This window comes from Pantoea sp. EKM21T (genome assembly GCF_011800405.1).
Taxonomy (GTDB): Bacteria; Pseudomonadota; Gammaproteobacteria; order Enterobacterales; family Enterobacteriaceae; genus Pantoea; species Pantoea agglomerans.
This window is the reverse complement of the sequence record NZ_JAALFV010000005.1, coordinates 61,877-76,584: the sequence shown is the minus strand read 5'-3', so window position 1 is coordinate 76,584 and position 14,708 is coordinate 61,877. Positions and strand designations below refer to the sequence as shown.

General features: G+C 54.5%; 9 protein-coding genes. 4 read left to right on the top strand and 5 right to left on the bottom strand.

What is annotated here, in order from left to right:
* Window positions 1-288 precede the first annotated feature (288 nt).
* Both elaB and HFD87_RS11565 read left to right on the top strand, forming a co-directional pair.
* Window positions 289-600: a stress response protein ElaB gene (gene elaB / locus HFD87_RS11570; protein WP_010258091.1), complete on the top strand. Its 312-nt coding sequence runs from the start codon at window positions 289-291 to the stop codon at window positions 598-600.
* A 239-nt stretch (window positions 601-839) separates the two neighbouring features.
* Window positions 840-2,036: a nicotinamide mononucleotide deamidase-related protein YfaY gene (locus HFD87_RS11565; RefSeq protein WP_124890143.1), complete on the top strand. Its 1,197-nt coding sequence runs from the start codon at window positions 840-842 to the stop codon at window positions 2,034-2,036.
* A gap of 337 nt (window positions 2,037-2,373) precedes the next feature.
* Here HFD87_RS11565 and yfaE read toward each other — a convergent pair whose 3' ends face one another.
* The 4 genes from yfaE to ubiG all read right to left on the bottom strand — a co-directional run bounded on the left by yfaE (window position 2,374) and on the right by ubiG (window position 7,377).
* Window positions 2,374-2,634, bottom strand: coding sequence for a class I ribonucleotide reductase maintenance protein YfaE (yfaE, locus tag HFD87_RS11560; protein ID WP_010258095.1), 261 nt, complete (start codon window positions 2,632-2,634; stop codon window positions 2,374-2,376).
* A gap of 2 nt (window positions 2,635-2,636) precedes the next feature.
* Complete coding sequence (nrdB, locus tag HFD87_RS11555; protein WP_010258096.1) at window positions 2,637-3,767, bottom strand: class Ia ribonucleoside-diphosphate reductase subunit beta; 1,131 nt, start codon at window positions 3,765-3,767, stop codon at window positions 2,637-2,639.
* A 72-nt stretch (window positions 3,768-3,839) separates the two neighbouring features.
* Window positions 3,840-6,125, bottom strand: coding sequence for a class 1a ribonucleoside-diphosphate reductase subunit alpha (gene nrdA, locus HFD87_RS11550; protein WP_010258098.1), 2,286 nt, complete (start codon window positions 6,123-6,125; stop codon window positions 3,840-3,842).
* 526 nt (window positions 6,126-6,651) lie between these two features.
* Entirely contained in the window at window positions 6,652-7,377 is a 726-nt protein-coding gene (ubiG, locus tag HFD87_RS11545; RefSeq protein WP_010671459.1) for a bifunctional 2-polyprenyl-6-hydroxyphenol methylase/3-demethylubiquinol 3-O-methyltransferase UbiG, read from the bottom strand.
* A 177-nt stretch (window positions 7,378-7,554) separates the two neighbouring features.
* Here ubiG and gyrA point away from each other — a divergent pair, with 177 nt between their 5' ends.
* Window positions 7,555-10,227: a DNA topoisomerase (ATP-hydrolyzing) subunit A gene (gyrA, locus tag HFD87_RS11540; RefSeq protein WP_064690246.1), complete on the top strand. Its 2,673-nt coding sequence runs from the start codon at window positions 7,555-7,557 to the stop codon at window positions 10,225-10,227.
* 923 nt (window positions 10,228-11,150) lie between these two features.
* Complete coding sequence (gene rcsC / locus HFD87_RS11535) at window positions 11,151-14,003, top strand: two-component system sensor histidine kinase RcsC (RefSeq protein WP_010248396.1); 2,853 nt, start codon at window positions 11,151-11,153, stop codon at window positions 14,001-14,003.
* Window positions 14,004-14,057: 54 nt separating this feature from the next.
* On the opposite strand, the gene rcsB is transcribed toward rcsC, so the two are convergent.
* Complete coding sequence (rcsB, locus tag HFD87_RS11530) at window positions 14,058-14,708, bottom strand: response regulator transcription factor RcsB (RefSeq protein ID WP_009089068.1); 651 nt, start codon at window positions 14,706-14,708, stop codon at window positions 14,058-14,060.

Genomic DNA, 14,708 nt, shown 5'->3' with positions numbered 1-14,708 from the left:
AAAATGCACTTTCATGGCCCGATAATCACAGGCAACAGAGGGGTACGACAGTAGGGTTACTGGAAAATTCAGTCACGACAAAATTTATCAGATTAATCAAAGAAGCGAAGCGAAATTCCGCGGTTGCCGCTGCGTCTTACACTTCTTTGCGTAGCGAAACGGCGCACAGCCTGCACTGAGCAAGATTAACAGATGAAAAATCAGGTGATTCCTGGAGCAGGAAATCAGCAGAGCGCCAGATTATGACTATAGTTAATGAACTGCTTTGCAATTCACACGGAGGAAACGATGGTAAATCAGACAAATCAATTCGAAACGGGCCTCGATGACGATATTGCGTTACTGACTGAAACGCTGGAAGAAGTTCTTAAGGCATCAGGTGATCCGGCCGATCAGAAGTACATTGAGCTTAAGAGCAAAGCCGAACAGGCGCTGAACGATGTGAAATCCCGTGTCAGCCAGGCGTCCGATAGCTACTACTATCGCGCTAAACAAGCGGCTTACCGTGCAGACGACTACGTGCACGAAAAACCGTGGCAGGGTGTCGGTATCGGTGCAACAGCCGGTCTGGTACTCGGTCTGCTGCTGGCGCGTCGTTAATCGCGATTCGCTGACTCAGTGGTAGCAGACAACAGTAGTAAAAAAGCGGCGGGGCAATCCCGCCGTTTTTATTGGTTTTGAACTCCCTGAACACCTTCACCACCCTTGATCCTGCTTCACCCTCGCTATCTTTATGCGCAACGTGCCTGAGACGCAATGGTCACAATCCCTGGTGATGCCGATTGTGTCTGGCGGGAGGAGTTCGTACAGTAAAGCAAACGTGAAAAGGAGAACTCAACGTGATTAGAGTAGAGATGCTGTCGACCGGGGATGAGGTGCTGCATGGCCAAATCGTCGATACCAACGCAGCCTGGCTGGCGGATATGCTGTTCCAGCAGGGGTTACCTATGACCAGCCGCACCACGGTAGGAGATTCACTCGAATCGCTAATCGCCACGCTACAGGCGCGTAGCCATGAGGCAGATGTGCTGATTGTAAATGGCGGTCTGGGGCCGACCAGTGACGATCTCAGTGCGCTGGCAGCCGCCAGAGCCTGTGGCGTTGAGCTAGAGGTGCAGCAGGAGTGGCTGGAACAGATGGAAGCCTGGTTCGCCAGCCGGGGACGCGTGATGGCGGCCAGCAATCGCAAGCAGGCGGAAATCCCGGCTAATGCGGAACTGATTGATAATCCGGTCGGTACCGCCTGTGGCTTTGCCCTGCAACTCAATCGCTGCTGGATGTTCTTCACGCCTGGTGTGCCATCTGAATTTAAAGTGATGGTGGAGCAGCAGATCATCCCCCGTCTGAAAGCGAAATTTTCGCCGCCCGAGCCACCGATTTGTCTGCGGCTGACTACCTTCGGTCGTGGTGAAAGCGATATTGCCGCCGAACTGGAGCCGCTGGCGCTGCCGGAAGGCGTAGTCATGGGATATCGCTCGTCCATGCCGATCATCGAGATCAAGCTCACCGGCCCGGCCAGTCAGCGGGTGGCGATGGAGCAGGTGTGGCAGCAGGTGCGCCTGCAACTGGCGGAGTGCACCATTTTCGAAGGCACCGAAGGCTTACCGGCGCTGCTGGCACGTGAGCTGGAGCAGCGCGGTGAGCAGCTGGCAATCAGTGAGCAATACACCGCCGGACTGCTCTACTGGCAGTTGGCTGGCGCCAGCGTGCCGCTGCGTGGGGCTGACATCCTGCCATCCGGGCAGGAGACGCTGGAGCAGCAGGTGATCCGCACCCGCGAACTTGCTGCACAGCAGCAGGCCGCGCTGGCGCTCTCTGTTGGCAGCCTGGAGCAGGAAGAGATTTCGGTGGCGCTGCATACGCCGGATGGCAGCTTTGGTCAGCGCGTGAAGTTCAGTACCGGTCGCCATAATCTGGAGACGCGGCAGAAGGTGGTGGCAATGATGGCGATGAACATGCTGCGCCGCTGGTTACACGGCAGCGAAGTGAGCACCGGTCACGGCTGGATCGATGTGGTTGAAACGGTCAGACAGTAATGTCAGTGAAAATAAAACGGGCGCCTGAGGCGCCCGTTTTTGTATGTGACTGCGAATTAACCCCCATACAGCGTCATTCTCGCAGCAATAAATTAGCTCAAAGCGCAGGGAACACGGGCAGAGGAGGAAAGCGTCCCGCGCCTGGGACAAAAACGCCGGGAGCGTTTTTGAACAACGCAACGCGTTGGCCCGGCTACGGGCGCACCTCAGGGATGAGGTGCGTAATCGCGCGGGCCGAGCTGTCAGGGATGACGCTTTTTGCGTCTTTCCGATCTGACCGTGTTCCCTAAGCTGACTCGATCTCACAGCAAATCAAGCCAGACTTATTCCACCTCAGTTATAACTCCAGCTCAATCTCGCCTTTGGCTTTGCAGCAGCAGGGCAGAATCTCATCTTGCTGCACAAAAGCCAGCGGCCGTTGTGGGTAATGCACTTCGCCTTTCAGCAGCCGCATCCGGCAGGAGCCGCAGTAACCTTCGCGGCACTGAAACTCCACGCAGAGATTGTTGGCTTCCAGCAGCGTCAGCAGATTGGTATGTTCGTCTGTACATTCCAGCCGGGTGCCGGAACTGCGCAGAATAACAACGTCGCGGCTCATAATTAAAGCTGGAAGTCGTCGAAGTCGTTAGCGCCTACTTCAGAATCGATCTGACCCACCAGATAGGAGCTCACTTCCACTTCCTGTGGCGCAACCTGAACGTTGTCAGAGACCAGCCAGGAGTTAATCCATGGGATTGGGTTTGAGCGCGTCTGGAACGGCAAATCAAGGCCGACAGCCTGCATACGGATATTGGTGATGTACTCAATGTACTGGCAGAGAATATCTTTGTTCAGGCCGATCATTGAGCCGCCGCTGAACAGATATTCTGCCCACTCTTTCTCCTGCAGTGCTGCTTTCTTAAACAGCTCGAAGCACTCTTCACGGCACTCTGCCGCAATCTCTTTCATCTCCGGATCGTCTTCACCGCTGCGCAGCAGGTTCAGCATGTGCTGGGTGCCGGTCAGGTGCAGCGCTTCATCGCGGGCAATCAGCTTGATGATTTTGGCATTGCCTTCCATCAGCTCACGCTCGGCGAACGCGAATGAACAGGCGAAGCTGACATAGAAACGGATCGCTTCCAGCGCATTGACGCTCATCAGGCAGATATAGAGCTGCTTCTTCAGGGCGCGCAGGCTGACGACAACCGGTTTGCCGTTGACCTGATGCGTGCCTTCACCCAGCTGATGCCAGTAGTTGGTCATCTCAATCAGATCGTCGTAATAGCGTGAGATATCCTGAGCACGCGCCAGAATCTGCTCATTGGTGACGATATCGTCAAACACCACTGCCGGATCGTTAACGATATTACGGATGATGTGGGTGTAAGAACGGGAGTGAATCGTCTCTGAGAACGCCCAGGTTTCAATCCAGGTTTCCAGTTCAGGAATCGAGATCAGCGGCAGCAGCGCGACGTTCGGGCTGCGGCCCTGAATAGAATCCAGCAGCGTCTGATATTTCAGGTTGCTGATAAAGATATGTTTTTCGTGGTCCGGCAGCGCCTGGTAATCGATGCGATCGCGTGAAACGTCGACCTCTTCCGGACGCCAGAAGAAGGAGAGCTGCTTTTCGATCAGCTTTTCAAAGATGTCATATTTTTGCTGGTCGAAGCGCGCCACGTTTACGGACTGACCGAAAAACATCGGCTCTTTCAGCTGATCATTTTTGTTCTGTGAGAAAGTGGAGTAAGCCATAAAAGTTGTCCAAAAGTAGACGAAGCCAGGCCTCGTGAAATGAATGAGGCGGGAGATTCTCCCGCCTGACCATTAGATCTTACAGGCGCCGCTCTCGCAGCCATCATCCTGGATAGAAGGTGCCAGGTCATCCTGCGCATCTTCAGCACCGTCACGGGTGTTTTGATAGTAGAGCGTTTTCACGCCGAACTTATACGCCGTCAGCAGATCTTTCAGCAGCTGTTTCATCGGCACTTTACCGTTGGTGAAGCGCGACGGATCGTAGTTGGTGTTGGACGAAATCGCCTGGTCGATGAATTTCTGCATCAGACCCACCAGTTGCAGGTAGCCATCGTTGTTCGGCATTTCCCACAGCAGTTCGTACTGATCTTTCAGACGCTCATACTCCGGCACGACCTGACGCAGGATGCCATCTTTTGACGCTTTGATGCTGATGTGACCGCGCGGAGGCTCAATACCGTTGGTGGCATTGGAGATCTGCGACGAGGTTTCAGACGGCATCAGCGCAGACAGGGTCGAGTTGCGCAGGCCGTGCGTTTTAATCTCTTCACGCAGGCTTTCCCAGTCGAGATGCAGCGGTTCGTTGCTGATCGCGTCCAGATCTTTCTTGTAGGTGTCGATAGGCAGAATGCCCTGCGCATAGGTGGTTTCATTGAACCACGGGCAGGCACCTTGCTCTTTCGCCAGCTCGTTTGAGGCTTTCAGCAGGTAATACTGAATCGCTTCAAAGGTCTTGTGCGTCAGGCCATTGGCGCTGCCATCGGAGTAGCGCACACCATGCTTCGCCAGATAATAGGCGTAGTTGATGACGCCGATACCCAGAGTACGACGACCCATCGCGCCACGCTGGGCAGCAGGGATTGGGTAATCCTGATAGTCGAGCAGCGCATCAAGCGCACGTACGGCCAGGGTAGCCAGCTCTTCCAGATCGTCGAGGCTTTCGATGGCGCCGAGGTTGAACGCCGAAAGCGTACACAGGGCAATCTCACCGTTTTCGTCGTTAACATCTTCCAGCGGTTTGGTCGGCAGGGCGATTTCCAGGCAGAGGTTAGACTGGCGAACCGGCGCAATGCTCGGGTCAAACGGGCTGTGGGTGTTGCAGTGATCGACGTTCTGAATGTAGATACGGCCAGTAGAGGCGCGTTCCTGCATCATCAGTGAGAAGAGATCGACCGCTTTAACACGCTGCTTGCGGATGCTCTGATCCTGCTCATATTTGGTATAGAGGCGCTCAAACTCATCCTGATTGGCGAAGAATGCGTCATACAGGCCAGGCACATCAGACGGGCTGAACAGGGTGATATCTTCGCCTTTCAGCAGGCGCTGATACATCAACTTGTTGAGCTGTACACCATAGTCCATGTGACGCACGCGGTTGCCTTCAACACCACGGTTGTTCTTCAGCACCAGCAGGCTTTCGATTTCCAGATGCCACATCGGGTAGAACAGGGTGGCTGCGCCGCCACGAACGCCGCCCTGAGAACAGGACTTCACAGCGGTCTGGAAATGCTTGTAGAACGGGATACAGCCGGTATGGAACGCTTCACCGCCGCGAATCGGGCTGCCCAGCGCACGGATACGACCGGCGTTGATACCGATGCCGGCACGCTGAGAGACATATTTCACAATTGCGCTGGAGGTGGCGTTGATGGAGTCCAGGCTGTCGCCGCACTCGATCAGCACACAGGAGCTGAACTGACGTGTTGGGGTGCGTACGCCAGACATGATTGGCGTCGGCAGGGAGATTTTAAACGTCGAGATCGCATCATAGAAACGCTTGATGTAATCCATACGCGTGTCGCGCGGGTAGCCGGAGAAGAGGCAGGCGGCGACCAGAATGTAGAGGAACTGCGCGCTTTCGTAGATTTCACCCGAAACGCGGTTCTGCACCAGATATTTGCCTTCCAGCTGCTTCACAGCGGCATAGGAGAAGTTCATGTCACGCCAGTGGTCGAGGAACTCGTCCATCTGCGCAAACTCTTCCTGGCTGTAATCTTCCAGCAGGTGACGATCATATTTGCCCATGTCGACCATCTTAACGACCTGGTCATAGAGCTTTGGCGGCTCAAACTGACCATACGCTTTTTTGCGCAGGTGGAAGATCGCCAGGCGGGCAGCCAGGTACTGATAGTCAGGGGCATCGCGGGAGATGAGGTCTGCTGCGGCCTTGATGATGGTCTCATGAATGTCAGAGGTTCTGATGCCATCATAGAACTGAATGTGAGAGCGCAGCTCAACCTGTGAAACTGAGACGTTGTTCAGCCCTTCAGCTGCCCAGTCCAGCACACGGTGAATTTTGTCGAGATCAATGCGCTCCTGGCGGCCATCGCGTTTAGTAACGAGCAGACTCTGGTTCATGTCGCGTTTTTACCTTTGCGTGAGTATCCAAAAATTAAAAGAAATCCCGGTTTATACACAGCCTATTCATTGTGAATAATGTGTGGATAAACACTACATCTAGGGGGTGATGGGAAAAGCCATAACTACATGGGGGCATATTTTAGTATTTTACGGCCGCTTAACAAGAGCAAAAAATGATGGCTGGAGGGGTTGTAATTCTTGCGAAATTTCTTAGCCCACGCCTTGTAAGGCCTGGCATCATGTCAACCAGATCACACTTTTTTTTCTTATTATGATCGGGCGCGTGTTTCTTATTCAATCCTCAGGATTCAGCAGGAAAAGGGATGAAAAATGGCTAAAAGCCGCTAGCGGGTTGCTGGTCAGCAGAGAATCGGATGCGGTAACGCTGAAGAGGATGGAGCCGGGCTGATGTAACCTATTGGCAGACATCAGAATGCCTCTGGCGCGGTGAGTGCTGTTACCGGCACAGGGAGAACGGGCGCAGAAGAGGAGATGCCCGCCCTGATTCAGGCGGGCGGGTCACTCAGACGGCGCGGTGGGTGTGCACCATATAATTCACGTCAGTGCCGGGAGCCAGTTTGAATCGGTTAGTCACCGGGTTGTAATGCAGGCCAATGATGTGGCGTTCACGCAGGGCCGTTTCATCGACCCAGCCCAGCAGTTCGGAAGGACGGATAAATTTCTTCACGTCGTGAGTGCCGCGCGGCAGCATGCGCAACACATATTCCGCACCAAATATCGCCAGCAGCCAGGCTTTTGGATTGCGGTTCAGCGTAGAGAAGAAGACTTCGCCGCCGGGTTTGACCAGCTTCGCACAGGCGTGAACCACTGAGCGCGGATCCGGCACGTGCTCCAGCATCTCCATGCAGGTCACCACATCATATTTTCCGGCGTGCTGCTCCGCATGCTCTTCGACGGTCTGCTGCACGTAGTCCAGCGTCACTCCGCTCTCCAGAGCATGCAGGCGCGCCACGGCCAGCGGTTCCGCGCCCATGTCCAGGCCCGTGACCACGGCACCTTCACGCGCCATGCTTTCGGCTAAGATGCCGCCGCCGCATCCGACGTCGAGCACGGTTTTACCGAACAAGCCGTTGCTGTGCTGCGCGATATAGCCCAGGCGCAGCGGGTTAATGCGGTGCAACGGTTTAAATTCACCCTCCAGATCCCACCAGCGCGAGGCAACGGCCTCAAACTTGGCAATTTCCTGCGCATCGACGTTCTGCTGATGATTCTGCGGTTGTGCATTCATTGAATCGTAACTCCTGACAAAATGTGCCCACAGTATAAACGCTTAACCGCAGATGGCACACCTTTCAGGCGCAAGGAAAAGCGGGTGAAATCGGTGGTTAGCGTTCACCAGAGCATTGCAGTGTGATATACTTTCGCACCTTTAAAATCCGGGATTAAGTAGAGGGATAGCGGCTCCATGAGCGACCTTGCGAGAGAAATTACACCGGTCAATATCGAAGAAGAATTAAAAAATTCTTACCTCGGTTACGCCATGTCGGTCATCGTTGGCCGAGCTTTACCCGATGTGCGTGATGGCCTGAAGCCGGTTCATCGTCGCGTACTTTTTGCGATGAGCGTACTGGGTAACGACTGGAACAAACCCTATAAAAAATCTGCCCGCGTCGTCGGTGACGTTATCGGTAAATATCACCCGCATGGTGATTCCGCCGTTTACGACACCATTGTACGTATGGCCCAGCCTTTCTCCCTGCGTTACATGCTGGTGGACGGACAAGGCAACTTCGGTTCCATCGACGGCGACTCCGCCGCGGCGATGCGTTATACCGAAATTCGCATGTCGAAAATCGCCCACGACCTGTTAGCTGACCTGGAAAAAGAGACCGTCGATTTCGTACCGAACTACGACGGCACTGAGCAGATCCCTGAAGTTCTGCCGACCAAAATTCCTAACCTGCTGGTGAACGGCTCTTCCGGTATCGCCGTGGGTATGGCAACCAACATTCCGCCGCATAACCTGCGTGAAGTGATTAACGGCTGTCTGGCTTACATTGAAAATGAAGACATCAGCATTGAAGAGCTGATGGAGCACATTCCGGGGCCTGATTTCCCGACCGCCGCTATTATCAATGGTCGCCGTGGCATCGAAGAAGCGTACCGCACCGGACGCGGTAAAATTTATATTCGTGCGCGTGGCGAAGTGGAAGCCGATGCTAAAACGGGCCGCGAGACCATCATCATTCATGAGCTGCCGTATCAGGTTAACAAGGCACGCCTGATTGAGAAGATTGCGGAGCTGGTGAAAGAGAAGCGTGTCGAAGGCATCAGCGCACTGCGCGATGAGTCTGATAAAGACGGCATGCGTATCGTGATTGAGATCAAGCGCGATGCGGTCGGCGAAGTCGTGCTGAATAATCTCTATTCACTGACCCAGTTGCAGACCTCGTTTGGTATCAACATGGTCGCCCTGCATCAGGGTCAGCCGAAGATCATGGCGCTGAAGGAGATTCTGGACGCCTTTGTTCGCCATCGTCGTGAAGTTGTGACGCGTCGTACTATCTTTGAACTGCGTAAGGCGCGCGATCGTGCGCATATCCTGGAAGGTCTGGCGATTGCGCTGGCGAATATCGATCCGATCATCGAGCTGATTCGTCGTGCACCAAACCCGGCAGAAGCGAAAGCGGGTCTGATTGCGCAGGCGTGGGATCTCGGTAACGTGTCAGCGATGCTGGAACGTGCCGGTGATGACGCCGCGCGTCCGGAGTGGCTGGATCCACAATACGGCATCCGTGATGGTCAATACTATCTGACCGAGCAGCAGGCTCAGGCGATTCTGGATCTGCGTCTGCAGAAACTGACCGGCCTTGAGCACGAGAAGCTGCTGGATGAGTATAAAGCGCTGCTGGAGCAGATCGCTGAGCTGCTGCGCATTCTGTCGAACGCGGACCGTCTGATGGAGGTGATCCGCGAAGAGCTGGAGCTGATGCGTGATCAGTTCGGTGATGAGCGTCGCACAGAGATTACCGCCAACACGGCTGACATTAATATCGAAGACCTGATCAATCAGGAAGATGTTGTGGTGACATTGTCGCATCAGGGCTATGTGAAGTATCAGCCGCTGACCGACTATGAAGCGCAGCGTCGTGGTGGTAAGGGCAAATCAGCCGCACGTATCAAAGAAGAGGACTTCATTGATCGTCTGCTGGTCGCCAATACGCATGACACGATTCTTTGCTTCTCCAGCCGTGGCCGTCTCTACTGGATGAAGGTTTACCAGCTGCCGGAAGCAAGCCGTGGCGCACGTGGACGTCCAATCGTCAACCTGCTGCCGCTGGAAGCCAACGAGCGTATTACGGCGATTCTGCCGGTACGTGAGTATACCGAAGGCTTTAATATCTTTATGGCGACCGCGCTCGGTACCGTGAAGAAGACCGCACTGAAAGAGTTCAGCCGTCCACGCAGCGCGGGCATTATTGCCGTGAATCTGCGTGACGACGATGAGCTGATCGGTGTGGCGCTGACCAACGGTAACGATGAAGCGATGCTGTTCTCAGCGGCCGGTAAAGTGGTGCGCTTTGCAGAAACCGCAGTCCGTGCGATGGGTCGTACCGCCTCTGGCGTACGCGGCATCAGGCTGGCTGAAGGCGATCGCGTTGTGTCATTGATTGTGCCGCGTGAAGAGGGTGCAATTATGACCGTGACGCAGAATGGTTACGGCAAGCGTACGGCCAACAGCGAATACCCGACCAAGTCGCGTGCGACTCAGGGTGTTATTTCAATCAAAGTGACCGAACGTAATGGTCCGGTGATTGGCGCCGTTCAGGTCGTTGATGGCGATCAGATTATGATGATCACCGATGCCGGTACGCTGGTGCGTACCCGCGTTTCAGAAGTCAGCGTCGTGGGTCGTAATACCCAGGGTGTGATTCTGATTCGTACCGCAGAGGATGAGAACGTCGTGGGTCTGCAGCGTGTTGCCGAGCCGGTTGAAGAAGAAGAGCTGGATTCAATCGACGGTAGCGTGGCGGAAGGCGAGGAAGATATCGCGCCGGAAGCAGAGAACGACGATGAAGAGATTGCGCCGGAAGCGGATGCAGAAGACGAAGACGACGCGGCTGAAGACGAAGAGTAATTTGTCTGGCGTGAGCTGAGGTTCGTTGCAGAAACGGCAGGTCAGGGGAAACCCGGCCTGCCGTTTTTTTTGTGTGATGGGGAGGGAGCAGGGAGCTTAGGGCTGGAGGCTGGAGGCTGGTTGCTGGTTGCTGGTTGCTGGTGGCTGTGAGTTGGGAGCCGCCGAAAGGCCCACTATGCCCGATCGCAAAGGATTCCCGCATCCATGCGGATCGGCCACGCCATCCCTGGCGTGGACGCTTTGCTCTTCGGGCACAGCAGGCCTTTCTTGTTGGGATTTGGGTGTCGCTTTGAGGGGATGGGCGTGTTGTTTGAGGTGTGAGAGGCGGGTCGGGAAAATGGCTGGTGGCTGGTGGCTGGTGGCTGGTGGCTGTGAGTCGGGAGCTGCCGAAAGGCCTGCTATGCCCGATCGCAAAGGATTCCCGCATCCATGCGGATCGGCCACGCCATCCCTGGCGTGGACGCTTTGCTCTTCGGGCATAGCAGGCCTTTCTTGGTGGGATTTGGGTGTCGCTTTGAGGGGATGGGCGTGTTGTTTGAGGTCTTAGAGGCGGGGCGGGAAAATGGCTGGCTGATGGCAGTCAGATGGGAGCCGTCGAAAGGACTGCTGTGCCCGATCGCAAAGGGTTCCCGCATCCATGCGGATCGGCCACGCCATCGCGGGCCAGACGCTTTGCTCTTCGGGCATAGCAGGCCTTTCTTGTTGGGGTTGTGGTGTCGCTTTAAGGAGATGTGTGCGTGCATTTGTTTGAGGGGGAGAGGCGGCGACTTCTTCCTAAGATAAAGATGTTGCTTTGGCTGTCTTAAAAGATTCCCAAACCGCCCGCTAAGCCTGCGGCTGGCTGGCTTTTTACGCCCGATAAAGCTAGTGTATGGGCATTAAAAATCGATGATGCGACTAACCTTGCCAACTGCGAGTTACCTTTGAAATATCCTGTCTCTTTCCGCACTACGCTTCGCATCTCGCGCTATCTTTTCCGCGCGCTGGCGCTGCTAATCTGGACGCTGGGCGCCGTTCTTACTGCGTTTTACATTATCAGCGTGCTGCACAATAAAGAGACGCAGGTTCGGCAGGAGTTTGCCAGCAACTACGGCACGATACAGTGGTATGTGCGCCATTCGGCGGACATGATGCGTGAGCTGAAATATATCACCGAGAACCGCTTAACCAACGCCAGCAGCGGTCTGGATGTGCTGACCGGTATGATGCCAGGCAAAACATCTCAGCCGCAGTTTACGCCCCTGTTTTCGGATGGCGACTGTACCTCGATGAGCAATACCTGGCGCAACTCGCTCGATTCACTCAGTTACTACATCAATTACTGGAAAAGTAACTTCGCCTCATCGTATGAGCTGAATCGGGTGTTCTTTATCGGTGGCGAGAGTCAGTGTCTGGCCGACTTCACGATTGGCAGCAGCAATGCTGACCGGGAACGCAGCCTGAAATCGCTGCGTGAGAATGTGCTGCGCTATCGCAACAGCAGCGAAGAAGATCGCCGCAATCCGATGTACTGGATTAACAGCAGTGCTCAGCCAGGCGTCGGAACCTTCTTTATGGTGGTGCCCGTCTACGTTGCTAATAAGTTACAGGCGCTGCTTGGCGTCGAACAGAATATCCGTCTGGATGAGTTTATTCAGCCGGGCAGCCTGCCGATTATCGCGTCCATTACCGATGAAAATTATCGTCCACTGCTAAATTCGCGGCGCGGCGGGCTGGGCTTCTCGCTCGATAGTCTTCCTGATGATAAAACTTGGTTCGGATACCTGAATGGTTATCGTCAGCTGGTTCTGAAAAAGCCGCTGCCGCCTTCCGATCTTAACGTGGTGTGGTCGATATCTACCGACGTGATGGTGGATCAGCTCAAGCTGATGATCATTAATGCGCTGCTGCTCAATATTTTCAGCGCTGTCATTCTGTTTACCCTCGCCTGGCTATTTGAGCGCCGGATGTTCCTGCCGGCGGAGGAGAACGCGCACCGGCTGGAAGAGCATGAGCAGTTTAACCGTAAGATTGTCGCCTCTGCGCCGGTCGGGATCTGTATTTTACGCACCAGCGACGGCACCAATATTCTGAGTAACGAGCTGGCGCACAATTATCTGACGTTGCTGACGCAGGAAGATCGCCTGCGGCTGAATGAGATTATTGGCGGGCAGCAGGTCAACTTTGTCGATGTGCTCACCGGCAGTAATACCAATTTGCAAATCAGCTTCGTGCATTCACGCTATCGTAATGAGAACGTGGCGATTTGCGTGCTGGTCGACGTCTCGGCGCGCGTGCGGATGGAGCAGTCGCTGCAGGAGATGGCCCACGCGGCAGAGCAGGCGAGCCAGTCAAAATCGATGTTCCTTGCCACAGTCAGTCACGAACTGCGCACGCCGCTTTATGGCATTATCGGGAATCTCGATCTGCTGCAGACCAAAGAGCTGCCCAGCGGTATCGACTCGCTGGTGACGGCGATGAACAACTCCTCCAGCTTGCTTCTGAAAATCATCAGCGATATTCTCGACTTCTCAAAAATCGAATCAGAGCAGCTGAAAATTGAGCCGCGTCCGTTTGCACCTCGTGAAATCGTGACCCACATCGTCGGCAACTATCTGTCGCTGGTGGTGAAGAAGCGGCTTACGCTCTACTGCTTTATCGAACATGACGTTCCGCAGGTGCTGGACGGCGATCCGCTGCGTCTGCAGCAGGTGATCTCTAACCTGCTGAATAACGCGATTAAGTTCACGCATACGGGCTGTATTATCCTCCACGCTTACGTTGCGCAGGGCTATCTGGCATTCCGCGTCCGTGATACTGGCGTCGGCATTCCGGCAAAAGAGCTGCCACGCCTGTTTGATCCTTTCTTCCAGGTGGGAAATGGCGTGCAGCGTAATTTCCAGGGCACCGGGCTGGGACTGGCGATCTGTGAAAAGCTGATCAATATGATGGACGGCGACATCGAGGTCGACTCAGAGCCAGGCATGGGCAGCCAGTTTATTGTGCGTATTCCAATCTACAAAGGACAGAAGCCGTCACTGATGCTGCTGGAGGATTTACAGGATAAGAAAATCTGGCTGGCGATGCGCAACGAGTACCTCGCGGAATTTATCACGCGTCAGATTCAGCAGCAGGGCATTCAGGTCGGGGAGTATAACGGTAAGCCTGGCCATGACGATGTGGTGATGACCGATTACGAACTGGATATTGATGTTCCGCTGCGGGCGCTGGTCACTTTCGATGGATCGCATGTGGATATGCCGCGTGAACGTCAGCCTGGCCGCTGGATCCACTCTACCGCCACGCTGCACGAGGTTCCGGCGCTGCTGGCGCGCATCTATCGGATCGCACTGGGCAACGACGCCGCAGATGCGCTGTTGCTGGCCGCGCCGGTAGAAGAGAAAGTGCATAACGATGACATCATGGTGTTGATTGTCGATGACCATCCGATTAACCGCATGCTGCTGTCGGAGCAGCTCGGCACGCTGGGCTATCAGGTGAAGACTGCGCAGGATGGCGTTGATGCACTTAATGTACTGAGTCGTAATGAGATTGATATCGTACTGACCGACGTGAACATGCCGAATATGGATGGTTATCGCCTGACGCAGCGGTTGCGTCAGCTGGGCCATCTCTTCCCGGTCGTTGGCGTGACGGCGAATGCGCTGGCGGAAGAGAAACAGCGTTGCATGGATGCGGGCATGGATAACTGCCTGTCGAAACCGGTGACGTTAGATGTGCTGAAAGTGACGCTGGCAATCTATGCTGATCGGGTACGTAAAACGCGGATGGGATAGGGCAGGAAAGGGCAGAGGCGAGGCGGTGCAGGCTGCACCGCCTCAGGAAGTAACTTAGTCTCTTTCGACCTGAGTCTGGCTGACAGACGACAGGTAGTTCAGCAGTGCGATATCGTTATCCACGCCCAGTTTCATCATCGCTGATTTCTTCTGGCTACTGATGGTTTTGATACTGCGGTTCAGCTTCTTGGCAATCTCGGTGACCAGGAAACCTTCTGCAAACAGACGCAGCACTTCGCTCTCTTTCGGTGACAGGCGTTTGTCGCCATAACCACCCGCGCTGATTTTCTCCAGCAGTTTCGCAACGCTTTCCGGCGTATATTTCTTGCCTTTCTGCAGTGCAGCCAGTGCCTTTGGCAAATCGGTTGGCGCGCCCTGTTTCAGTACAATCCCTTCGATATCGAGATCAAGCACTGAACTCAGAATCGCCGGGTTATTGTTCATGGTCAGAACAATAATCGAGAGATCCGGGTAGTGGCGTTTAATATATTTAATCAGCGTAATACCATCGCCATACTTCTCACCTGGCATAGAGAGGTCGGTGATCAGGACGTTGGCGTCAAGCTTGGACAGATTATTGATCAGTGCTGTTGAGTCTTCGAACTCACCTACAACGTTAACCCATTCAATTTGTTCCAGAGATTTTCGGATACCGAAAAGGACAATTGGATGGTCATCGGCAATAATTACGTTTAAGTTATTCAT

What these genes read in the sequence shown, in the direction of transcription:
- elaB (WP_010258091.1), top strand. Translation starts at nt 289, where the DNA reads ATGGTAAATCAGACAAATCAATTCGAAACGGGCCTCGATGACGATATT.
- yfaE (WP_010258095.1), bottom strand. Translation starts at nt 2,634, where the DNA reads ATGAGCCGCGACGTTGTTATTCTGCGCAGTTCCGGCACCCGGCTGGAA.
- nrdB (WP_010258096.1), bottom strand. Translation starts at nt 3,767, where the DNA reads ATGGCTTACTCCACTTTCTCACAGAACAAAAATGATCAGCTGAAAGAG.
- nrdA (WP_010258098.1), bottom strand. Translation starts at nt 6,125, where the DNA reads ATGAACCAGAGTCTGCTCGTTACTAAACGCGATGGCCGCCAGGAGCGC.
- ubiG (WP_010671459.1), bottom strand. Translation starts at nt 7,377, where the DNA reads ATGAATGCACAACCGCAGAATCATCAGCAGAACGTCGATGCGCAGGAA.
- gyrA (WP_064690246.1), top strand. Translation starts at nt 7,555, where the DNA reads ATGAGCGACCTTGCGAGAGAAATTACACCGGTCAATATCGAAGAAGAA.
- rcsB (WP_009089068.1), bottom strand. Translation starts at nt 14,708, where the DNA reads ATGAATAACTTAAACGTAATTATTGCCGATGACCATCCAATTGTCCTT.